Annotated in this window: 19 protein-coding genes and 1 pseudogene; 10 read left to right on the top strand and 10 right to left on the bottom strand. The window is 66.7% G+C overall.

All coding sequences use genetic code 11. The features are described 5' to 3' along the window. Nucleotides 1–13: 13 nt before the first annotated feature. Nucleotides 14–128, top strand: a pseudogene (locus tag J2X36_RS15115) (IS5/IS1182 family transposase); the annotation flags it as partial. Nucleotides 129–421: 293 nt separating this feature from the next. Here the strand turns inward: J2X36_RS15115 and J2X36_RS15110 are convergent. After that, nucleotides 422–1,138 carry a class I SAM-dependent methyltransferase gene (locus J2X36_RS15110; protein WP_310351092.1) on the bottom strand — a complete coding sequence of 239 codons (717 nt, stop codon included), beginning with the start codon at nt 1,136–1,138 and terminating at the stop codon, nt 422–424. Nucleotides 1,139–1,792: 654 nt separating this feature from the next. Here J2X36_RS15110 and J2X36_RS15105 point away from each other — a divergent pair. Continuing rightward, a complete protein-coding gene (locus J2X36_RS15105; protein WP_310351090.1) occupies nt 1,793–2,248 on the top strand; it encodes a hypothetical protein in 456 nt (151 codons plus the stop codon). Nucleotides 2,249–2,950: 702 nt separating this feature from the next. Here J2X36_RS15105 and J2X36_RS15100 read toward each other — a convergent pair. Then, nucleotides 2,951–3,514, bottom strand: coding sequence for a MucR family transcriptional regulator (locus J2X36_RS15100; RefSeq protein ID WP_310351088.1), 564 nt, complete (start codon nt 3,512–3,514; stop codon nt 2,951–2,953). A gap of 329 nt (nt 3,515–3,843) precedes the next feature. Between J2X36_RS15100 and J2X36_RS15095 the strand changes: the two genes are divergently transcribed. Then, nucleotides 3,844–4,914 carry a methyltransferase domain-containing protein gene (locus J2X36_RS15095; protein ID WP_310351085.1) on the top strand — a complete coding sequence of 357 codons (1,071 nt, stop codon included), beginning with the start codon at nt 3,844–3,846 and terminating at the stop codon, nt 4,912–4,914. 94 nt (nt 4,915–5,008) lie between these two features. Continuing rightward, nucleotides 5,009–6,148 carry a glycosyltransferase family 61 protein gene (locus J2X36_RS15090; protein ID WP_310351080.1) on the top strand — a complete coding sequence of 380 codons (1,140 nt, stop codon included), beginning with the start codon at nt 5,009–5,011 and terminating at the stop codon, nt 6,146–6,148. Nucleotides 6,149–6,330: 182 nt separating this feature from the next. Here the strand turns inward: J2X36_RS15090 and J2X36_RS15085 are convergent, their stop codons facing one another. The 5 genes from J2X36_RS15085 to J2X36_RS15065 all read right to left on the bottom strand — a co-directional run bounded on the left by J2X36_RS15085 (nt 6,331) and on the right by J2X36_RS15065 (nt 10,752). Continuing rightward, nucleotides 6,331–6,918 carry an NAD(P)H-dependent oxidoreductase gene (locus J2X36_RS15085; protein ID WP_310351077.1) on the bottom strand — a complete coding sequence of 196 codons (588 nt, stop codon included), beginning with the start codon at nt 6,916–6,918 and terminating at the stop codon, nt 6,331–6,333. A 25-nt stretch (nt 6,919–6,943) separates the two neighbouring features. Beyond that, complete coding sequence (locus J2X36_RS15080; protein ID WP_310351074.1) at nt 6,944–8,188, bottom strand: lytic murein transglycosylase; 1,245 nt, start codon at nt 8,186–8,188, stop codon at nt 6,944–6,946. Further along, on the bottom strand, nt 8,185–9,357 hold the full coding sequence (locus J2X36_RS15075) for a glycosyltransferase family 61 protein (RefSeq protein ID WP_310351072.1): 1,173 nt from the start codon (nt 9,355–9,357) through the stop codon (nt 8,185–8,187). Before J2X36_RS15075 ends, J2X36_RS15080 begins: the two co-directional genes overlap by 4 nt. Nucleotides 9,358–9,542: 185 nt before the next feature. Next, on the bottom strand, nt 9,543–9,845 hold the full coding sequence (locus tag J2X36_RS15070; protein WP_132252374.1) for a hypothetical protein: 303 nt from the start codon (nt 9,843–9,845) through the stop codon (nt 9,543–9,545). A 154-nt stretch (nt 9,846–9,999) separates the two neighbouring features. Continuing rightward, nucleotides 10,000–10,752: a class I SAM-dependent methyltransferase gene (locus J2X36_RS15065; protein ID WP_310351069.1), complete on the bottom strand. Its 753-nt coding sequence runs from the start codon at nt 10,750–10,752 to the stop codon at nt 10,000–10,002. Between the two features lie 161 nt (nt 10,753–10,913). Here J2X36_RS15065 and J2X36_RS15060 point away from each other — a divergent pair, with 161 nt between their 5' ends. Together J2X36_RS15060 and J2X36_RS15055 are read left to right on the top strand one after the other, a co-directional pair. Next, on the top strand, nt 10,914–11,519 hold the full coding sequence (locus tag J2X36_RS15060) for a sulfite oxidase-like oxidoreductase (protein WP_310351066.1): 606 nt from the start codon (nt 10,914–10,916) through the stop codon (nt 11,517–11,519). Continuing rightward, the gene (locus J2X36_RS15055) at nt 11,512–12,243 is read left to right on the top strand and encodes an FAD-binding oxidoreductase (protein WP_310351063.1); all 732 of its coding nucleotides are present in this window, start codon (nt 11,512–11,514) and stop codon (nt 12,241–12,243) included. The genes J2X36_RS15060 and J2X36_RS15055 overlap by 8 nt, the downstream gene beginning before the upstream one ends. Here the strand turns inward: J2X36_RS15055 and J2X36_RS15050 are convergent. Then, nucleotides 12,233–13,336, bottom strand: a complete 1,104-nt coding sequence (locus J2X36_RS15050; protein WP_132252365.1) for a calcium:proton antiporter — start codon at nt 13,334–13,336, stop codon at nt 12,233–12,235. The two genes, J2X36_RS15055 and J2X36_RS15050, sit on opposite strands and share 11 nt — an antisense overlap. A 294-nt stretch (nt 13,337–13,630) precedes the next feature. On the opposite strand from J2X36_RS15050, the gene J2X36_RS15045 reads away from it, so the two are divergent. Further along, nucleotides 13,631–15,340 (top strand): DEAD/DEAH box helicase, encoded by a 1,710-nt coding sequence (locus tag J2X36_RS15045; RefSeq protein ID WP_310351059.1) that lies wholly within the window; start codon nt 13,631–13,633, stop codon nt 15,338–15,340. Nucleotides 15,341–15,382: 42 nt separating this feature from the next. Here the strand turns inward: J2X36_RS15045 and J2X36_RS15040 are convergent, their stop codons facing one another. Both J2X36_RS15040 and J2X36_RS15035 read right to left on the bottom strand, forming a co-directional pair. After that, nucleotides 15,383–16,237 (bottom strand): hypothetical protein, encoded by an 855-nt coding sequence (locus tag J2X36_RS15040; RefSeq protein WP_310351056.1) that lies wholly within the window; start codon nt 16,235–16,237, stop codon nt 15,383–15,385. A 289-nt stretch (nt 16,238–16,526) separates the two neighbouring features. Next, nucleotides 16,527–17,429, bottom strand: a complete 903-nt coding sequence (locus tag J2X36_RS15035) for a DUF6925 family protein (protein WP_310351053.1) — start codon at nt 17,427–17,429, stop codon at nt 16,527–16,529. A gap of 146 nt (nt 17,430–17,575) precedes the next feature. Between J2X36_RS15035 and J2X36_RS15030 the strand changes: the two genes are divergently transcribed. The 3 genes from J2X36_RS15030 (at nt 17,576) to tenA (ending at nt 20,443) form a co-directional block, all read left to right on the top strand. Next, complete coding sequence (locus J2X36_RS15030) at nt 17,576–19,012, top strand: ATP-binding protein (protein ID WP_310351051.1); 1,437 nt, start codon at nt 17,576–17,578, stop codon at nt 19,010–19,012. Continuing rightward, nucleotides 19,009–19,683: a response regulator transcription factor gene (locus tag J2X36_RS15025; RefSeq protein ID WP_132252353.1), complete on the top strand. Its 675-nt coding sequence runs from the start codon at nt 19,009–19,011 to the stop codon at nt 19,681–19,683. The genes J2X36_RS15030 and J2X36_RS15025 overlap by 4 nt, the downstream gene beginning before the upstream one ends. Before the next feature lie 76 nt (nt 19,684–19,759). Beyond that, nucleotides 19,760–20,443, top strand: a complete 684-nt coding sequence (gene tenA / locus J2X36_RS15020; RefSeq protein ID WP_310351048.1) for a thiaminase II — start codon at nt 19,760–19,762, stop codon at nt 20,441–20,443. Nucleotides 20,444–20,475: the final 32 nt, after the last annotated feature.

The raw sequence follows: 20,475 nt of genomic DNA, 5'->3' as shown, positions 1-20,475 counted from the left end.
AGTTAAAAGGCACATGCGACGCTTCGAACGGATTGACGCACGGTGGAAGCACCTCGCCCCCCCTGCCTCCGCAGAAGCCGCACACGGGCCGGCCCGCGGAGGATCACCGTCAGGCCTTCAAGAACATGCCTGAATCCTGTGGATGGTGCGGCGTCATTCCTGAAATTGAGTTCTGCCTAAGCGGTCTGATTCCCGCAGCCGGCAAATCCAGGCCCGCCGTTTACTGGATGCTTGGTTCAGAGTTGGGCTGGCTGGTCGCACCTACACTACCGGCGAATGCAAGCAGCCCTCATCCAGACCGGACTGGGCAACCGTCATGTAGAGCACCCGACTGCTCAAATGTAGCTTACCGCTTAATTGAGTCTCAAGTCCTCCGGCGAAGAGGATAGTCTTATTTTATTACTACCCTCCCAAGATTGTTTTATGACCGCGATTTAAAGATGGCCATCAGCCCCGAGGCGGGGCTCGAACTGGAAATAAAGCTTTGGACATCGGCGAAAATCTTTTCATCCTCCACCAGGTTCATAGTCTCGCGGTGGGTTTCGATGAAATCTTCATAAGACATCCTGCCGATTTCTGCCACAGGTGTTCCGACGAAATCTTCGACAATGCGAGGATCGCTCCATACTACGGTTTGTCCATGGCCACCGAAGGTCCGGAAATGGTAGAACTTCATCATCGTACGGATGAAGTAGACGACTTTGAACACGTCGCCCATCCAAGACCAATCACCGTTGCCGATCGACCTGCGCAGGCGGTAGCAGCGCTCTTGGTCCGGCAGCGCTGAGAAGCTGTCGTTCGGCACCGTATCATCAATGAGCCAGATCGTTCTGTCGTGTGCGAAGGCAAGCGAGCTGATGAAGTCCCTCAGAGTTTGCTCATAGGTATGTAGGCCGTCGAGAAAGATCAGGTCGAATGGCTCGTAGCGCGCGGTGCGGAAGAACTCATCACTCGGAAGGGGATGAAAATGCGTTCGATCATTCGCGATAGCTGCGTAGTCAAAGTGAAACGTTGGATCGACGCCGACTCGGAAATCAACATCTACACCCGAGAAAGTCGATCCATTGAACACTCCAATTTCCAGATAACGCTTAGCGTTCGCGATGCGCGCTAAGCGGTTGATTCGCTCGTAATGCATTCCTTGGATTTCCTACTCTCAATCCGGGCCTGCCACGCGTGTAGCATGACCCGAGCCGCAAGGCGCCTTCGAAGCTGAGTGTCCTGCAAAAAGCAGCCTACGCCACTCTCCACAAGTTCATGACACCTATGGCCGCCTGCCGACATCGCGATTATTTTCTCGACGAGGGACGAGAGGCTGCCGCTGAGCCATGCCGCAATCGAGTGAACAGGTGGGTTACTCGCCACCGAGTGATCCGGAACGGACGCTGGTACCCGCGAACTCGGGTCTGCCGGCGACCCTGAGAAGCTATGCGGTCCGTCAACGATAGACGGCCGCTGACGAAGGCATGGCGAACCTTAAAGGCCAATCTGCTAGCAACGGCAGGGAGCTTGGCTATTCCATTAAGTTCCGAAACCTCGACGAGCAAGGCGTTCTAGAACCCTTGGCCATTCTTTTGGAATGGGTTGGTTGGCCGTCTGAAACGTTCTGCTAGGGCAAGCCCTAGTGCAACAGCATCGGCGTACGCTCCAAGCCCAGCGGGAGAATTATTCTGCTTGCCACAAAGGCTGGCATGCCAAATAATGCATACATCGCACCTGCAGTGGATCCTGGTTCGCCGTAGCCGAACACGGCGTTTTACCAGCGTTCACCCTATCACGACGGAGCCGGAGCATGCGTCGCTACGTGATCCCGATAGCCCTCGTCCTCGCCGCGACCGGCACCTGCGCCGCTGAGATGGTCGAGGCGCCGGTTCCGAGCCGCGCGCCGGCACTCGTCTCGAAGCTCGTCGGCTACGCGATCACCCTGGAGAAGTGCAAGGCGGTCAAGCCCGGCCGCAACGCTCAGGCGCCCTGGCTCGCCCTCCGGGCGGCCTACGGCTCCGCGCAGGAGCGCTGGGAGCAGGATCAGGCGCGGCTCAAGGCGCTCGTCCGCACCGAGATCAACCGCCAGCGCCTGACCATGCCGGAGCCCGCCGACGGCTGGTGTGAGGAGGCCAGGCGTGCCTACGGCCGCCGCGGCACCGTCTACCCGGACGCGATCTCGATAATCGACGGCTCCTCCAGCAGCGCCTCCTTGGGCGCCGAGGCGTCGTTCACTGCCGACACGCTGGAGATCTACCAGCACTGATGGCGCGCCGCGATGGCTGGGCGGCAGCCGCATAATGCCGCTTACATGAGATGGGCAGCTCCCTAACACCCAACCGGCGAAGGTCCGCTCCCGAGGGCGATGCGACCCGTCGCAGCTGCTTGGCTGAACGCAGCCTACCCATCCATTGCGGCCCCCGTGCGTGAGTACAGAACTCCAGATTATGACCACGACCATTGCCCTCGATGCCGCCCTTGCCTAACTTAAGTTAAGGCCCCTTTCTCGTCGAGCAGAGCCGGACAGTGACGCGAGCGGAGCTTGACATAGCCCTCGCCCAGGCGCGCGAGCGCGTGCGGGCTACGCAGCGATCCTGGGACGAAACATCTGAGTGTCTAAGGCGCTCGCAAGAACTGCTGGCCCGTTCCCGCGCCCTGCTGATGAGAACCGCGCAATCACGTTCGGGCTATAGGACGGTCTTCGGCGACGCGCCGATCGAACGATGTCACTCGCGGCTCGGGTCCAGAAGCTGACGCTCAAAGCCCCTTTTCGCTCAGGCGGTGAGCGCTCGCGCAGGCCCGAAGCGAGGTTCTTGAAGGAACTGTCACGACTGAGGAGCAGCGAGCAGGGGATGCGCGCGCAACGAAAAGCCCGCCGCGGCGGACCGGGCGGGCCTTGCGCTTCATACGGCATTATCTCAACAATCGAGGCGTGAGTGGCCGATCACAGGCCGAACCTCGCCTGCTTTCACTCCGCCGCGGCCGGCTCGGCTGTTTTGCGCCGACTGCGTGGCTTAGGAGCCGGTTCAGCCGCCTTCGTCCGAGCACCACGGCCCTTCGAGGATACGGAAGGCGGAGCTACCTTGGTGCCCGTCTCACGCGCGAGAGCGGCTGGGGGTGCAGATTTGCGACGCTGTTGCCCGAGCCCCAAACTCTTAGCGAGCGATGACCGCGCCGCCGAGTAGGAGGATGACACCATCGGGTAGTCGCGCGGCAAGCCCCACTTCTCCCGATAACTCTCCGGCGTCAGCCCGCGGATCGTCAGATGGCGGCGCAGCGTCTTGTAGGGCTTGCCATCCTCGAAGCTGATCAGCGCGTCGGCGGTGATCGATTTCCGGATCTGGGCCGGGGTCGCCTTGATCTCAGGCTCGGTCACTTCGGCACTCTGATTCAAGCCCGACACTGCCGCATGCACGCTTGCGATCAGGCTCGGCAGGTCCGCTACCGCGGCGTGATTGTTCGATAGATAGGCCGAGACGATGTTGACCGTCAGGTCGATGTGGTTGCTGTTCAGTTCTTCAGTGTCTGCCATAGCGAGATCCTTCTTGATGCTCGCTCGCACTTCTGCAACTTCAGACACTCTTGGCAATCCCAACGCGTTGGGAAAAGATCGTTTGACAACACAAATTCAGCGACACTGTTTCGCCGTCGCGACAGACCGATTGGCGGAAACGATTGGACAACTTTCGCTAACCGATGCCGTGCGAACCGGCACAATCGCGCTCAACTCTCAAATCGGTCCGCCCATAGAGCCAGCAAGCCTAGCTGCGTTGCCGCGCCGTCCCGGAGATGGCATACGCCCTCGGAGGTTGAACTGAGCTCTGACCCCACGTCGGAAACGCCTTCACATACGAGCAGCTGATGCAGCGATTCATCTCCTCGGCAGTCCGCCGGATCATCCAGAAGGGGGCGGCCGCTCCGGCGCCGGCTCCCGCTCCGAGCGCACCTGAGCGGTCTCATCTGCTGTTCAATCCTCCGGCGAGCGAGGCGCCGCCGCCCCAGGCCGGGTATGAGTACCGCGCCACGGGCTACCACCATCCCGCAATCCATCACCACGAGGACATTCTCGCGCCGTGGAAGGCCATCGCGGGAGAACGGGGCGATCTCCACCGCGAGTACCTAGTTCCCAGGCTCGTGTGTGCTCCGTCGGAGGAGGATTTCGCGTTTCTCAGCCGACCGCTGCAGCTGTCGAAGCCCGAAATCGAGGCCGGCATCAGCTCGCTCGCACCCTGGACCTACCACCTGGAGCCGGCTGGCGTGTCGACGGAGGCCCTCGGCGCCTACAACCAGCGGACGGTCGCTTTCCACCGCTATCGAACGAACCTGATCACGCGGGCCGTTGCGGGCATGCTTGGACCTGAGGCTGCCTCATCGACTCTGCTAGACCTCGGCTGCAACTGCGGTTTCTTCACACTCGACGCGGCTGTGCACGGGGTGGGAAGCACATCCGGGCTCGACCTGAGAGCAGAGAATATTGCGCAAGCGAACTTCCTAAAATCCCTCTACGGTGTGGAAAATGCCAATTTTGAAGTCGGCAATGTGAAAGATGCCCTCGACACTAACAAGACATTTGATGTGGTGCTCAATCTCGGATTGATGTACCATTTGTCCACGCCCTTCGAAGTCATGCTGGATTGCTACAACATCAGCAAGAAATTCTGCGTGGTCGACACCATCACCCATACGGAACCCTTCTCGGCTTACTTCGTCAGATCGAAGGACACGAGTAGTCCGATCGAGGGCGACCTGTCTTTCGAGCTGCAGCCGACCTATCGCGGCATCATCGACACGATGCGCGCGGCCGGCTTCCAGGACATCATCGAACTCGAGGCACCCACCTCCAGCATAGAACTGTATTCGGATGGTACACGACGCTGCCTCGTCGGGTTCAAGGACAGTTCCGAGACGTACGTGAACAGGCTTCTTGCTTGAACGTCTCGCTTGAAGCGCGGAGTGCAGCACAAACTCGATTGTGCGGCACGATACGTCGATCTGACTATCTTCGATTATCAATGAGTTTTCGAGGATGGAGAGCGCCGGTTCTCTCCTCGGGACGGACTGGATCACAATGGTGGACAAGAAAGCCGTCGAGGAATTTACCATCCCTCCTCCAGCCGGCGCCGAAGTCGCGTCCATGCCTTGCACCAATTCGTATTACGCATATCCCAAAGTAAAAAACCTTCACCTAGCTTCATCACATATTGCGTCACTGCTCGACGGTCTCTGGAGAAGATCTGTCCATCCGGGAGAGGACGTCACATTTTACCATCTGAAAGATGTTATCGTTGCCGAAGAGGGGCTGGTTTTCGATCTTGCCGGGAATCTGATCTCGGTTACGCGCACCTACCACACGGACGAGGAAGTGCTCGCCGGCCGCCAACGCGTACTGGATGCGATCGAGCGTGGGCTTGCAAATAAGATTGATAAAGGCATCCTCGGGAAGAGCCGCGGTGCCGACAATTATGGGCACTTCCTCGTGGAGATGCTTCCGCGCGCTTGGCTTGCCAGAAGAATCCTGTCCCTGAACGATTGGCCCGTCATCATCTTCGATGAGCCGACAGCGGTGACGCGATCGGCGACGGCGGCGCTGCATTGCGCGGGTTTCTCGAACGAGTATGTGCTGCCCATGGGGCGGGCTCCGGTTTTTGTCGGCGACCTGATCGTCGTCGACCGGCTTACCGGCCATGCGGTGTACCTGTCGCCGCTGGTCATGGAATGCTTGGACACGATCACTGAGACGATCGCAGCCGCTAAGAACGATTCGATCTATGTGCCACGCAGACCGTCGATGAGCCGCGATTTCAACGACGAGCATCTGGTCGCCGAGCGGCTGCAGGGGCTCGGATTCCAGGAAGTTGAGACAGCGGCGCTACCTTTCCACGAACAAGTCGCAGCGTTCAAAGGTGCGTCGCGGGTGGTTGGATGCGCCGGAGCAGCTCTCACGAACATTGCGTTTTGCCGACCGGGCACCGACGTTTTCATTTTCATGCCGAGTGGCGCTGCCGAAGTTTTCTTCTGGATGTTGGCGGAGGCCCGTAACTTGAATTATCACGAAATTCGATGCCGCGAGATCGGCCCACAACGAGGGGCATTTTCCTGGGATCGTTTGCTCGATGTTTCACCGGATGAAGTTGTCCGGCTCATCGAGCCTGGCGTGTGGAACTAAGTTCTAAATTGACTTAATCCCGCACCGGACCTGGTTGATATTTTTACATCGAAGCGTAGGAATGCGCACTCATCGCCTTGCTCGCGGGCGAAGATTTATCGGACCTGGATTCTGCATTCTCGCAAACCAAGTCCTTGTGCGGAAGGATTGGGTTCCGCTTCGTCGTTGCGACGCGAGAAGCTTCAACGCCACCGAGCGAGCTCGGCTTCAACCTTTGCCAGGAAACGCGCGCACCTTCCCTCATTGCACGAGTCTAGGCCCGTCAGCGAGATCCAATCGAGGCGGCAACGCGGCGCACAGAGCGGGCGAATGCCGAAGCGAAACACCCGCCAGTCCGGCCAGCCGATCAGCCACAGCAGCCAGCGCGGCGATCCGTAGGTTGTGATCACGCCGATCCGGCGGATCCCCGTGAGTTGGGGCTGCAGGTCGCCCGGGCCGGCGAGCCGGAAAGCGACGCCGGGAAGCCAGACGCGGTCGATCCAGCCCTTCAGCATGGCCGGCATCCCGAACCACCAGGTTGGGTAGACGAAGACCAGCGCCTCGGCGCCGCGGAGCGCCGCGATGTGATCGGCAAGGTCAGACCGATCAGCCCTCTCGTCGTAGTAGCACCCGCGCTCCCTGTCGGAGAGAACGGGGTCGAAGCCCTCGGCGTAGAGGTCCCGCAGAACCACCGCATGCCCGGCCGCCTCAAGGCCGCGCCGTGCCGCGTCGCGCACGCTCGCCGAGAAGCTGTCGGCACGCGGGTGGCAATAGATCATCAGCACGCGCATGCGGAGCTCCCGCGCCCTATTGGTCTCAGGGGCGATCCGTGACGCGCTGGAGAAGGTCCGGATCAGCGAACCCATCCGGCGTCAGACCAGCCGAGCCCTGAAACGACCGGATCGCCGCGCGCGTCTTCGGGCCGATCTTGCCGTCGATGCCACCGGGATCGTGGCCGAAGGCCGACAGCCTCGCCTGGAGATCCCGGATCTCGTCCGGCGTGAGCGGGCGCTTCGACCGCGGCCAGTCGCGGAGGAAGCCGCCCGCACCGCGCAGACGATCGGAAAGGTGGGCAACCGTCAGCGCGTAGGACAGCGCCGTGTTGTAGCGCAGGATCACCCGGAAGTTCGGTTGAAGCAGGAAGGCCGGCCCCCCGGCCCCCGCTGGCAGCGCGAGGCTCGCGCGCTGCTGCAGGTCGGCGATGGGACGCCCGTCGGCGGGGCGCAGGCCGCGCTCCTGCCATTCCGACAGGGTGCGCTCCGTCGTCTCGTCGGCGAGACGATAGTCGAACCCCTCGGGAAGCGTCACCTCGAAGCCCCACCCCTCTCCGGCTTGCCAGCCGGAATGGCGCAGGTAATTCGTCGTGGAGGCGAGCGCGTCGGGAATTGAGCTCCAGATGTCGCGGCGGCCATCGCCGTCGAAATCGACCGCGTGCTCTCGGAACGTCTTCGGCATGAACTGGGTGTGGCTCATCGCGCCGGCCCAGGACCCCGTCATCCGCTCTGCTGGGACAGCGCCCTCGGCCAGAATCTGCAGAGCCGCAACCAATTCGTCCCGCCAATACGCGGCGCGCGTCGGCTCTCCGCAGCTCAGCGTCGCGAGCGAGCGCAGGACGGGCTTCACGATCGATGGATCGTCGAGAACCGCCCCATAGGTCGACTCGACGCCCCAGATCGCTACGAGAATGTGACGGTCGACCCCATAGTCGCGCTCGATGGCTGCCAGTGTCGGCCCCCACTCCGCCAGCTTCTCACGGCCCGCGGAGATACGGGCCTCAGTGACGGTGGCCTCGATGTAGTCCCAGATCGGGCGAACGAACTCGGCCTGCCGGTTCGCCGCTGCGAGAGTTGCCGGATCGGGTGCAACGGCCGCCAGTTGAGTTTCCACGAAGCCCCGGTCGAGGCCGCGGCTCGCGGCAAACGTCGTGATCTCGCGCAGGCAACCCGCGAAGGTGTCATTCGCACCGGCCTCCGAAGGGCTTCCTGACGATGGCTCGACCTCGGCGCGGAGCGATACAGCACCGAGGACGAGAAGAATCGCGGCAGCGGGTAGGAATCTCATCGCCACACCCGCGCCAAGGCCGCACGGAAAGCGGAGACTCCCCTGTGCAGGCGCGACGGCTTCCGGTCGGCTGGGGGCTCGGAGGGCGCCGAGCGTGTCAGCAATCGTTCGAGCTCGGCCGGTGAGACATCGATCAGCCGATCCCAGGGCATCGCCCAGAGTTGCGGCCCGATTTCCGGACAGCGGATCTCGCGATACCGCAGGCGGCGTGCCTGCGCCAACATCCAGAAGAACGTCTCACCGGCGCTGCTCGGCGTGAACACCACGACTTCCGTGCCGGGGCGGCAAAACACGATGTTCGTGATGGCGGCGCCCATGCAGCCGACGACGCTGCGCGCGCCCTTGAAGGTTGCGACCTGGTCCTCGAAACTCAGCGCTGCTGCCTCGACCTCACGATAGCCCATGGCACGCAAGCGTTCGGCGATCGCTGGCTCTTCCACGAACTCGCGGATCCGCGCAGGGCGCCGCGTCGCGTAGAGGTCTGCTTCGGGCGCCGGCGCAATCCCGGCGGTGATCGTGTCGAAACACTGCATCACGTGGGGCGACAGGTAGGTGCTGTGCGAGGTGAGACCGTCGATCGCGACGAGGTCGCGCACCAGCACGGGCTCTCGCCCGGTGACGACGATCTCCTCGGGCGCGAACCCGGCAACCTGCAAGGCTGCCCGCGCGACGTCCCGGACCGGGGCCGGCTCGTCGAAGATGATGGCCGGCCAGTCCGGAAAGCCGAAGCGCGTCCGCGCGAGCCAGGCGCGGGGCAGCATCTCGACGAGGAAATGGCCGTAATTGTCAGCCCCGCGGCTCTTGGCGAGAATGCCGCGCTCGAGGGTTCGCGCCGAACCGGATCCGATTGCCGCAAGGACGGCGGCACGCGCGCGCCGGATCTGCTCGTCGTCGTGATAGGTCCGTGTCGGTGCGAGTAGCTTGCCGGATTGGTCGAAAGCGAGACCTTCCTCGGCGACGTACACGTCGGTGAATCGGTAGGCGACGACGTCCCGGCCCCGATGGATGGCCTTGCGCCAGATAGTCTCCAGTGTTGGACGGATCGTCTCCGGGATCGGAGCGAGGCAGGTCAGTCGCGGATAGGCGTAGTACGAGTTCGTACTGGGGATCGCAGCGATCCGTGCGGAATCCGGTGGTTGGACGATCAGATCTTCGATCGGCTCCGACAACGATGTGACTTCCCCTGCATGCGGCAGCCCGCGAGACGCCCTCTTGGCCGCTTTCTGCCCTCGCACGCAACAGCAAGCGACCGCCGGAACGCGCCGCGATGGGCGTTCGGCGGTCGACAGGTCTCAAAACTCTCTCTCGGATAAGGCGCGCGGAGGCGCCGCCACAGCGCGAAGCCGCGCCCGCCCTACTCGCAGACGCGGACGCGGCGGAAGAACACGTCGCCGTAGCCGTCCACGTAGCGGCGGCGCTCGAAGTGGCAGACCGGGCCCTCATCCTCGACGTAGACCGGCGGCGGAGCGCGGTAGACCGGGCGGCCGGGATAGTAACCGTTCTGGGAGGACGCGATGGCTCCGCCGACAGCGAGGCCGCCGAGCACGCCGAGGGCGGCGGCGCCGCCCGGGCTGATTCCGTCGCGGGCCTGCGCGGCCGGCACCGCGGCGACGGCGAGGCCACCGGCCACAAGCGCCGTGGTGAGAAGCCTGATCATGGTTCGATCTCTCCTGTGAAGCGACCACCGGGCAGCGCCGGAGAGTCGCGAAGACTGAACAGAACAGCAACGGTATTGGGGCGAGAGTTCGGCACGGGATGAAAATGACGGGCCAAGCCGTCTGCCGCCCGACATCAACCTTGGCTGAACGGTCCTACAGGCGCCCGTTCCGTGCGGATAGGCGCCAGCGCACATCCCGGCGAAGCTCAGGCTCGCCCCAACTCTCGGCAAGCGCCTCGCGGAACGCGATGAGCGGGGCTCGCCCGCGATCACGCTCGGCCACTCGAACGGCCGACCAAGTCTCGACGTAGCCGATGAGATCCGCGAGCGTCCACGACGCCACCATCGCCAGAGCAGGCGCCGGCATTTCGGCGAAGGGAAACGGGAGGCCCGCATAGCCCTCCTCCACATGGCGGCGCTCCGGCGGCCAGTAAGGCTTGAGAACGGCGCCGTAGAAGTGCTGAACGACAGCGCCGGCCGCGCCCTCGATCTCGAGCACGCCGTAGCTGATCAGGGAGAGGACCCCGCCCGGTCGCACGACCCGGCGCACCTCCGCGTAGAAGCGCGGCAGATCGAACCAATGGGCGGCCTGGGCGACGGTGACGAGGTCGACGCTGGAGGCGGGCAACCCGCTCGCCTCCGCAGGAGCGACCTTGTAGCGCACGCGTCGGTGCGGGCTCGCGGCCGCGATCTGGGCGGCGCTCGCATCGGTCGCGACGACCTCGCCGTAGCGCGCGGCCAGCAAGGTCGAGAGCTGCCCGGTGCCGCAGCCGCAATCGAGCGCTTTCTCGTGGCGCAATGTGAGGGAGGAGAGATGCTCGACGAGGGCCCCCGGATAGGTCGGCCGGTGGGCGGCATAGTCCGCGGAGCCGGTCGAGAAATGGTCCTTGAAGCCGTGCTCCGTCATGGCGTCCGCTCCCCGGTGGATCGTGAGAATAGCGACGTTCACAGCCGATGCGAGCTTGACGAAAAGGCCGGCGCCGGCTCGAACCCGGGATCGCGTCGGGCGTTCGCGCTGAGGACGCGGCTGCCGGCGAAAGGCACCTGAGAGTCACCTGAGAGGCACCCATGGCGACACGAGGCTTCACGGGACGCAGGCCGCCCGAGGCGACGCGGGAGCGGCTGCCTCCGGGGCAGTATCTCACCGAGGATTTTCCGGTCCTGCAGCTCGGACCGACGCCGCGGCTCGACCTCGCGACCTGGCGCTTCACGCTGCGCGATGGCGCAAAGCCTCTGAAGAGCTGGACCTGGGATCAGTTCGAGGCCATGCCGCGCACGCGCTGGGGCGGGGACATCCATTGCGTCACGAAGTGGTCGAAGTTCGACACCGTCTGGGAGGGCGTGACCTTCGACGATATCCTGGCCGATGCGGGCGTCGCCGCGCCGACCGCCTTCGCGCTCGCTGAGGGCTACGACGACTACACGACGAACGTGCCCGTCGCGGATCTCGCGAATGGCAAGGCCATGGTCGCGACCCGCTACGCCGGCGCGCTGATCCCGCCCGATCATGGCGGCCCGGCACGCCTCCTCGTGCCCCATCTCTACTTCTGGAAGAGCGCCAAATGGGTGAGCGGCCTGCGCTTTACCCGCAAGGACGAGGCGGGGTTCTGGGAATTGCGGGGCTATCACATGTACGGCGATCCGTGGCGCGAGCAGCGCTTCACCGGTGACTGACCGCAGCTCGATCCGCTGGCAGGAAGCCGAGGTCGTCGGCATCACCCCTGTCACCGAACGCGTGAAGAGCTTCCGCTTCCGGGTCGATTTCGCCGACAGGTTCGTGCCCGGGCAGCATGTCGACGTGCGGCTCACCGCGCCGGACGGCTATCAGGCACAGCGCAGCTACTCCATCGCCTCGGCGCCCGAGGAGTCCGGGACGATCGAACTGATGATCGAGCGCCTCGACGAGGGCGAGGTCTCGGGATTCTTCGCGAACGTCGCCGCGATCGGCGACCGGATCGAACTGCGTGGGCCGATCGGCGGCGCGTTCGTCTGGACGAAGCGGGACGGCGGGCCGCTCCTCCTCGTCGGCGGCGGATCGGGCGTGGTGCCGCTCCTCGCGATGCTCCGGCACCGGGCGGTGGCCGCGCCGGACGTGCCGGCCCTCCTCCTTTACTCCGCCCGCACGCGCTCGGACATCATCGCCGCCGATGAGTTGCAGGCCCGCACCCGTGACGAGCCCGGCTTCACGCTGAGGCTCGCCCTCACCCGGGAGCCGGGCGGCCGGCGGATCGACCGCGCGACGATGGACGAGGCGCTCGCCCGGCTCGGGCGACCGGCCCACGCCTTCGTCTGCGGCAGCAACGCCTTCGTCTCGGCCGCCTCCGACCTCCTCGTCGATGCCGGCGTTCCGCCGCGCACGATCAGGACCGAGCGATTCGGCGGTTCGCTCACGGGCTGAAGATCAGGACGAGGTAGACGAGGAACACGATCAGGTGGACCGCGCCCTCGAGCACCGTGGTCCGGAGGCCCGAGAAGGTGAGCGTGCTGAGGATCAGCGTGACCGTCAGGAGCGCCATCTCGGTCGGCTTCAGGCCGAGCACGACGGTCTGACCGGTGATCAGGCCAACGGCGAGGATCGCCGGAACGGTCAGGCCGATCGTCGAGGTCGCCGCGCCGAGGCAGAGGTTGATCGCGCGCTGGAGATCATTGCGGGCCACCGCCTTCAGGGAGGAGATGGCCTCCGGCGTGAAGACGATCGCCGCGATGAGGACGCCGCCGAGCGCCGAGGGCGCCCCCAGCGCCGCGATCCCGTGGTCGAGGATCGTGGCGAGGCTCTTCGACAGCAGCACGATCGGCAGGATGTTGGCGATGAGGAGCGCGGTGTGGCGCAGGATCGTCCCCGCCGCCGGCCGCTCTCCCGCCTCGGTGGGTTCGGGGCCCGAGGTCGCCTCGTGGCTCGATTCCATGAAGAAGTCCCGGTGCCGCCCGGTCTGGATCAGCAGGAACACCGCGTAGAGGGCGACCGTGAAGGTCGAGAAGGTGATCGCCTGCAGGCGGGTCAGCGTGCCGTCGCTGGTCGAGGTGGTGAAGTTCGGGATGATGAGCGCGATCGTGCTGAGCGGGATCAGCACCGACAGGAAGGCGGAGGCCCCCTGAAGGTTGTAGGATTGCTGATGGTGCCTGAGGCCGCCGATCAGCAGCCCGATCCCGACGACGCCGTTGAGCACGATCATCAGCACCGCGAACATGGTGTCGCGCCCGAGCGTCGGCGCGTCCTTGGCCGAGAGCATCACGGCGGAGACGAGGGCGACCTCGATGACCACGATGGCGAGCGTCAGGATCAGGGTGCCGAGCGGTTCGCCGAGCATCTCGGCGAGTTCCTCCGCCTCGTGCACCACGCCGAAGGCGGACCACATGATCGCGCCGAGGAGCCAGGCGAACAGGCCGCACGCCCAGAGCGGAGAGCCGAGATCGCCCAGCCACTCCTTGCCGAACCACGCGAAGGCGCCGACCGTCGCCCAGGCCACTGCCAAACGCAGGATGCCGCTCATCGACCCGTCCGTTTCGCCCCGCCGCCCGCCGCGGGCCGGCTCGCAGGGGCCGGTCCCCTTCTGCCATCGGGCGGTCGGGGACGACAGGTGCGGCGGCGGGAAAAGGCGGCGGGTGCCGTTCCGCTCACGAAACCGTGCTTGCGCGTTGCAACCGGCCCATGCAGCGTGTGCTGTGGTGCCGGGCGCCCGCGCGCGGTAGACATCCAGGCTCCGTAACCGATTCGAGACCGGCCCTCCGCTTCGATCCGCGCCCCCGTGCGGGAGCGGACGAGCGCCGCCGCTGAAAGTCCGCCCTTGCCTTTCCCGACCATGCCCGCCCCCATCGCGCGGGCGCTTTCCGAGCGCGCCTACGAGGAGCCGACGCCCGTTCAGGCTGCCGTGCTGGAGCCCGACGCCCTCGGCCGCGATCTTCTCGTCTCCGCGCAGACCGGCTCCGGCAAGACCGTCGCCTACGGGCTCGCCATCGCCGGCACCCTGCTCGGCGAGGCCGAGACGTTCGGGCAGGCAGGGGCTCCGCTCGCCCTCGTGATCGCGCCGACGCGCGAGCTCGCGCTCCAGGTGCACCGCGAATTGTCGTGGCTCTACGCCGCCGCCGGCGCCCGCATCGTCGCCTGCGTCGGCGGCATGGACCCGCGCCGGGAAGCGCGTTTCCTGATGGACGGGACGCACATCGTCGTCGGCACGCCCGGACGTCTGCGCGACCATCTGGAGCGCGGGAACCTCGCCACCCAGTCGCTGCGCGCCGTGATCCTCGACGAGGCCGACGAGATGCTCGATCTCGGCTTCCGGGACGACCTTGAGTTCATCCTGTCGGCGACGCCGGGCGAGCGCAGCACGCTCCTGTTCTCGGCGACGCTGCCGAAGGCCATCGGGACGCTGGCCGAGCGCTACCAGCGCGATGCCCTGCGCATCGCGGTGAAGGGCCAGGAGCAGGGCCACGCCGACATCGCCTACCGCGCAATCCGGGTCGTTCCCCGCGAGATCGAGCACGTGGTGCTCAACGTCCTGCGGGAGGCGGATGCTCCGACCGCGATCGTCTTCTGCAACACCCGCAATGCCGTGCGCCACCTCCAGGCGGTGCTGACCGAGCGTGGCTTCTCGGCGGTTGCCCTGTCGGGCGAGCTCGGCCAGGGCGAGCGCAACGCCGCGCTCCAAGCGCTGCGCGACGGGCGCGCCCGCGTCTGCGTCGCGACCGATGTCGCCGCGCGCGGCATCGACCTGCCGACGCTGAGCCTCGTCATCCATGCCGACCTTCCGCACGATGCGGAGGTCCTGCAGCACCGGAGCGGGCGCACCGGCCGCGCCGGACGCAAGGGCACGAGCGTGCTGCTCGTCCCGAATTCCCGCCGCCGCCGCGCTGAGCAGCTCCTCGCGATCGCGAAGGTCGCACCGATCTGGAGCGGGCCGCCGACGGCGGACGAGATCCGCCGCCTCGACGGCGAGCGCATGATGGCGGACCCGCTCTTCTCGGAACCGCCCGCGGAGGAGGATCTCGCCCTCGCGGACCAATTGCTGACGCAGATGTCGCCCCGCGACATCGCCGCGGCGCTCGCGCGCGTCTACCGCACCCGCCTACCCTCCCCCGAAGACGTGACCGATCCGGGCGAGGCGCCGGGGCGCGGTTCGGCGAACCCGCGCTTCGATCCGCTCGCGGCGGAGCGCATCGCCGCCATGGGACCGGCCGTGTGGTTCCGGCTCAACCTCGGGCGGCGCGACAATGCCGACCCACGGCGCCTGCTGCCGCTGCTGACAAGGCGCGGTGGGGTCGATCGTCAGGAGATCGGCGCGATCCGCATCTTCGAGCGCGAGACGAAGTTCGAGGTCCGGGGAGGCGCGGCCTCACGCTTCGCGGCGGCTTTCGCACGGAACGGTTCGCCCGAGATCCAGGTCGAGCCGCTCGCCGCCGAGGGCGCGCCCGCGGAGCGCCGCGGCCCGAAGGGCTTCAAGAGCCCGCGTGGGGACAAGCATGCCCGCGTGATGGGCAAGAAGCCGCGCAACGGCTGAGGCGGCCGGCCGGACGGCCGCTCTCCCGATCCGGTCGTCCGGTCAGAACTTCTCGGGCAGGCCCTTCACGGCCTCGCCGAGCGCTTCGACGCTCTCGCGGATCTTGCGGCCCGCGGGTGCGAGCGAAGGCACCTTCATGCCGAAGACCTCGGTGGTCTCGGGCTCCTCGGCGGCCGTAGGCGCTGGCGCAGCCTCGGCAGAGGCGACCTCGCTCCTCTTGGCGGCCGGCGGCTTCGGCGCTGCAATCTTCGGGCGGGGTTTCGCCGCCTCCTTCGCGACATCCTTCGGCGCTTCGGGCGCAGCCTCGCGCGCCGGCGCAGCCGGCAAGGCCGCGAAGGCGACGTCCGCTGTGCGCGCCTTGACCGTCTCGTTCTTCGACGGGGCGACCACGTGGGCGGTCCGGGCCGGTGGCGCGAGCAGCGCCGCTTCCCGGACGGGGGCGACGGTCGCCGCATTCTCGATCATCGGTGCGCGCTTCGCGGGGGCGCTCGCCGTTTTCGGAGCGGTCGGGGCCGGCTGCGGCGCGGCCTGCGGCTCGATCGGCTTCGCCTCGGCATCGATGGCTGCGCGAAGCGGCATCGGAGTCTCCGGCGCGGCTGTCGGCACGACCGGCGTGGACACGGGGGCGGGCTCTACGCTCAGGCTGCCCGTGACGAGCGCCGGGACACCGTCCTTGAGATCGGGCCAGTTCGCGGCAATCTGCTTGACCCCGGCCGGCTTCGGCGGGGCGGCGAGGCCGCCGAGCAGGGACATCGACGCCGCCGAGAAGGCGGCCACGGCACCGATGGCGAGGCCGCCGAGCAGCGCGACGCGGAACTTGCTCCGCGGGGCCGACCGGACCTTGGCCGAAGGCCGCGTGTCGCGGGTTTCCGACGGATCGATCGAGACGTTCATCATCGGGCGGGGTCTCTTCCTGATACGCGACGCATGGTGAACGGACCGGCGCTCCCCTTCACCGACCCCGGCGCGTCAACCGCGCCGCCGGCCAAGCCGCGCATGCCGGAACACGCGGGACGTCGGCCTTGGTAAACGAACTCATCGTGACAATACGGCGCAAAGATGTCCGCAAGCCCCACGTCAATCATAACCGTGGTCTGGGACACCGCCTGCGGATTAACCACGGTACGATTAAGGCTTCGTGTCTGCGCATGACTTGGGAGCCAGGGGCGTGCGACTCGGCCACGTCTTACGGCTGTGGACAATTCTCGGCCAGCAGCGCTGCCTGGGCACGGGCCACCTTCTCGACGCTGCGAGTCCACCGGTCCGGGATCCGGTCGGGACGCTCGCCGCGTCCGAGGCAATGCTCCTTCAGGGCGAAGAGCTGTGGGTCGCCCCAGCGCGCGAGGAGCGCCTGGAAGGCAGCGTGGCGCTCCATCCGGAAAGGCAGCGCCGCACCGGAAGCGTCCTTGCAGGGATGGGGCGGCAGCATGTGCGCGTGCGGCACGAGCCCGGCCGGGATCGGCGCCGTCGCCGCGTGCGTGCGCTGCAGACGCAGGACGCTCGTCACGACGTGAGCGCGGGGACCGTCCGGTCCTGCATCGACGGACACCTCGATCCGCCCGAGCGGGCCGGCGAAGACGAGCGTCAGGGCGCCCCTGGGCACGCGCGACAGGCGCGGATCCTGCGGGTCGAGCGCGGGCGTGCCGATGGCCGATCCGAGGATGTCCAGCGCCTCGGAGTCGCGCGTGCGCAGGCAGACCGCGCATTGCGGCAGGCCGAAGCCGAGATCGAACAGGGTCGCGTCTCGATCCTCCGGCGAGAGGGCCGCCGTATCGGGCCCCAGTCCTGTGACCCCCGGATGCGCCGTGGCCGACCCGAATTCCTCGGGCAGGCACAGAGCGACGGCATGGCTCCAGCTCTCTCCGAGCGCCGTCTCGTAGGCGACGGGGACGGTCTCGGCGGGCGGACTCAACGCGATGCCGCCGCGCGGCGTCACCAGCCCGAGGCGTCCATCATCGAGGGGTACCGTCGGCTCTTCCGGCAAGCGCCGGAACTCCGCCGCGGCACCGAACGTGCCGAGGCTCCAGGCCGTGTCCGTGTCGGCGAGCCTTGCACGGAGAAGGTCTGTGATCGCGCCCGCGTCGGCCATAACCCGTCTCCGCTACGCCCGGCCGAGGTTCGCGGCAAGCGGGCTGGACGCGCCGGTCCCTGTGGAGGCTTGCGCGCCGTGCGTGGACTTCGGCGGCGGGCTTTGCGACGTTGGGTCCGTGGGCGGAGGTGCCCTGCCCGATCACGATGACGCCATCCGCCGGCACGGCCCCGACGATCTCCCCGCGCGAATCGCGGCTCGCCTCGCTCTGGGCGGGCCTGTCGACGCGCACCCGCTTGATCGCCGTTGTGCTGGCGATCGACGTCGTCGCCGCCCTCGTGTCCTGCGCCGTCATCGTGCTGAACGCCCGCGCGGCGGTGACGGTGGAGACGCAGGCCTCCCTCGCCACCGTCGAACTCCTCGTCGCCGACACGATCCGGCTCGCCGAGGATTCACCGCCGGACCGCCTCCTGCAGACCCTGGACCTGCGCTTCCAGGCCCTGCGCCATGTCCGCGTCTCGGTGCTCGACGAGTCAGGCCGCAAGGTCGGCGTCGGGCTGACCCGGTTCCGGTCCGACAGGCACATCGCACCGCGCTGGTTCGCGCAGATGATCGCGCCCGGGATCCAGCAGCACGTGCTGCCCATTGTGGCCTCCGGCCGGCGCATCGGCACGGCGCAGATCGTGACCGAACCCTTGGACGAGATCGACGAGGTCTGGGGCTACGCGGTCGCCCTCTCGGTGACGACCTTCTGCATCAACGTCGCGATGCTGGTGGCCCTCTACCTCGCGCTCGGCCGCGTACTTGCCCCGCTCGGCAGCCTCGCGGACGGGCTGACGCAGCTGGAGCGCCACGATTACACCGCGCGCCTCGAGCCCCCGCGGTCCCGCGAACTCGCCGTCATCGCGGAGCGCTTCAACGGAGTCGCCGAGGCCCTAACCGAGGTCCGGGCGGCGAACGGCCGCCTGAACCGCCAGCTTCTCACCGCCCAGGACGACGAGCGGCGCCGCACGGCCCTCGAGCTTCACGACGAGTTCGGGCCCTGCCTGTTCGCGCTGGAGGCGAATGCCGCCTCGGTCAGCCGCATCGCTCTGGCGCCGAGCGGGCCGGACCGCGAGAAGCTCGCGGCGCGGGCGGCCGACATCAGCATGATCGTCGGGCAGGTCCAGACGCTGAACAGGGATCTCCTGAACCGTCTGCGACCGCACGCGCTCGGGCAGGTTCCGCTGACCGAGTGCCTCAACCTGCTCCTGCGCGATTTCGCGCGCCGCCATCCCGCGACCGGCTTCTCCGGAGATTTCGATGGGCTGGCGCGGGGCTACGGCGACCTCGTCGACCTCACCGTGTTCCGCTGCATCCAAGAGAGCATGACGAATGCCGTGCGTCACGGCCAAGCGGCCCATGTGAGCGCGGTCGCACGGGAGACGGAGAGCCGCAGCATCGAGATCAGCGTGCGGGACGACGGCACCGGGGTGAAGCCGGATCACACGGTCGGGCTCGGACTCTCGGGGATGCGCGAGCGCGTCGGCGCTCTCGGTGGTACATTTGAGCTTGACAACGCCGCACCGGGCACGGTTGTCCGGATCACCATCCCCGCGGATGCCGAGCGGGGCGAAGAGACAGGGGCCAGCGTGCCGCTATGAACGCCATCGCGACGAACGCCACCGCGGTCACGACCCGCCTGCCGGTCCTGGTGATCGACGATCACCCGATCGTGCTGCAGGGCTGCCGCCGGGTGCTGGAGGATGCCGGTATCGAAACCGTCGCGGAAGCGACGAACGTGGTGACAGGCTACCGCCTGTTCCATCGGCTTCGCCCTCCGGTCGTGATCTGCGACCTCACCTTCCAGGGAAGCGGGCTCGCGGGCCTGGGCCTGATCCGACGCATGAAGGCGGTCGAGCCGAAGACGCGTATCCTCGTCTTCAGCATGCACAACGATCCGGTCATCGTCTCGCGTGCCCTCGAGGCGGGCGCCCTCGGCTACGTTCTGAAGGATCATGCCTCGGCCGAGCTCTACGACGCGTTCGAGCGCGTGCGCGTGGGAGAGGTCTACCTCGACCGCCGTCTCGCGACCGAGGTCGCGATGCTGCGCTCGGACGCGCGGCGCACGCCCGAATCGCAGCTGACCCCGCGCGAGCAGCAGATCCTCGCTCGCCTCGCCCAGGGCAAATCCTACGGCGCCATCGCGACGGATCTGTCGGTGAGCTACAAGACCATCACCAACGCCTGCTCGCAGATGCGCCAGAAGCTCGGCGTCCGCACCCTGGCCGAACTCATCCACGTCGCGGTGACCCAGGCTCAGCGACAGGGCTGACCGGCGCCACGCGACGGCGACACGAAGGCGCGAGCGCTCCCGGCGGGGCGCTGCGGGACATCGGGCGAGGCGGATCGTGACGGCAGAAGGACGACCGGCAACCTTCTCCGCGGAAGCCTGGACGCGCAACGCGGACATCTACGCGGCGATCCGCACGATGCCCTTCAACGTCGAGCTTGCCGCCGGAACCCTCGGGCGCTCGCGTTTCCGGCACTACATCCTGCAGGACGCGCATTACCTTCTCGGTTTCGGCCGCGCTCTCAGCCTCGCCGCCGCCAAGGCGCCCGATCCGGACCGGATGGTGCAGTTCGCGCGGGCGGCCGAGACGGCGGTCGTGGTCGAGCGGGCCCTGCACGGCGGCTTCTTCCGGGATTACGGGATCGACGCCGAGACTTTCGCGCGGACGCCGCTCTCCCCGCCCTGCGACCACTACGTCGCCTATCTCCTCGCCGCGGCCTACGCCGAACCCTACGAGGTTCTGCTCGCGGCCCTTCTGCCCTGCTTCTGGATCTACGCCGAGATCGGCCGCGACATCCACGCGCGCGCCGCGCCGAACAACCCCTACCAAGCCTGGATCGACACCTATGCCGGCGAGGAATTCGCCCGCGCCGTCGCCGAGATGATCGCGGCGACGGACGAGGCGGCCGCCTCCGCGGCGCCCGGCCTGCGCGCGCGCATGCACCGCGCCTTCACCCATGCCACCCGCCTCGAATGGATGTTCTGGGACGGAGCCTACCGCGAAGCGGATTGGCCGCTCTGACCGAGCGCCCCCGGCGATCGAATCCGTGGCGG

Origin of the sequence: Methylobacterium sp. BE186, from assembly GCF_031457035.1 — a bacterium.
GTDB classification, from domain to species: domain Bacteria; phylum Pseudomonadota; class Alphaproteobacteria; order Rhizobiales; family Beijerinckiaceae; genus Methylobacterium; species Methylobacterium segetis.
This window is presented reverse-complemented; position numbering and strand designations above follow the sequence as displayed.

What these genes read in the sequence shown, in the direction of transcription:
- J2X36_RS15065 (WP_310351069.1), bottom strand. Translation starts at nt 10,752, where the DNA reads ATGACGGAGCACGGCTTCAAGGACCATTTCTCGACCGGCTCCGCGGAC.
- J2X36_RS15060 (WP_310351066.1), top strand. Translation starts at nt 10,914, where the DNA reads ATGGCGACACGAGGCTTCACGGGACGCAGGCCGCCCGAGGCGACGCGG.
- J2X36_RS15035 (WP_310351053.1), bottom strand. Translation starts at nt 17,429, where the DNA reads ATGGCCGACGCGGGCGCGATCACAGACCTTCTCCGTGCAAGGCTCGCC.
- J2X36_RS15070 (WP_132252374.1), bottom strand. Translation starts at nt 9,845, where the DNA reads ATGATCAGGCTTCTCACCACGGCGCTTGTGGCCGGTGGCCTCGCCGTC.
- J2X36_RS15090 (WP_310351080.1), top strand. Translation starts at nt 5,009, where the DNA reads ATGGAGAGCGCCGGTTCTCTCCTCGGGACGGACTGGATCACAATGGTG.
- J2X36_RS15100 (WP_310351088.1), bottom strand. Translation starts at nt 3,514, where the DNA reads ATGGCAGACACTGAAGAACTGAACAGCAACCACATCGACCTGACGGTC.
- J2X36_RS15025 (WP_132252353.1), top strand. Translation starts at nt 19,009, where the DNA reads ATGAACGCCATCGCGACGAACGCCACCGCGGTCACGACCCGCCTGCCG.
- J2X36_RS15030 (WP_310351051.1), top strand. Translation starts at nt 17,576, where the DNA reads ATGACGCCATCCGCCGGCACGGCCCCGACGATCTCCCCGCGCGAATCG.
- J2X36_RS15040 (WP_310351056.1), bottom strand. Translation starts at nt 16,237, where the DNA reads ATGATGAACGTCTCGATCGATCCGTCGGAAACCCGCGACACGCGGCCT.
- J2X36_RS15085 (WP_310351077.1), bottom strand. Translation starts at nt 6,918, where the DNA reads ATGCGCGTGCTGATGATCTATTGCCACCCGCGTGCCGACAGCTTCTCG.
- J2X36_RS15080 (WP_310351074.1), bottom strand. Translation starts at nt 8,188, where the DNA reads ATGAGATTCCTACCCGCTGCCGCGATTCTTCTCGTCCTCGGTGCTGTA.
- J2X36_RS15105 (WP_310351090.1), top strand. Translation starts at nt 1,793, where the DNA reads ATGCGTCGCTACGTGATCCCGATAGCCCTCGTCCTCGCCGCGACCGGC.
- J2X36_RS15110 (WP_310351092.1), bottom strand. Translation starts at nt 1,138, where the DNA reads ATGCATTACGAGCGAATCAACCGCTTAGCGCGCATCGCGAACGCTAAG.
- J2X36_RS15050 (WP_132252365.1), bottom strand. Translation starts at nt 13,336, where the DNA reads ATGAGCGGCATCCTGCGTTTGGCAGTGGCCTGGGCGACGGTCGGCGCC.
- J2X36_RS15095 (WP_310351085.1), top strand. Translation starts at nt 3,844, where the DNA reads ATGCAGCGATTCATCTCCTCGGCAGTCCGCCGGATCATCCAGAAGGGG.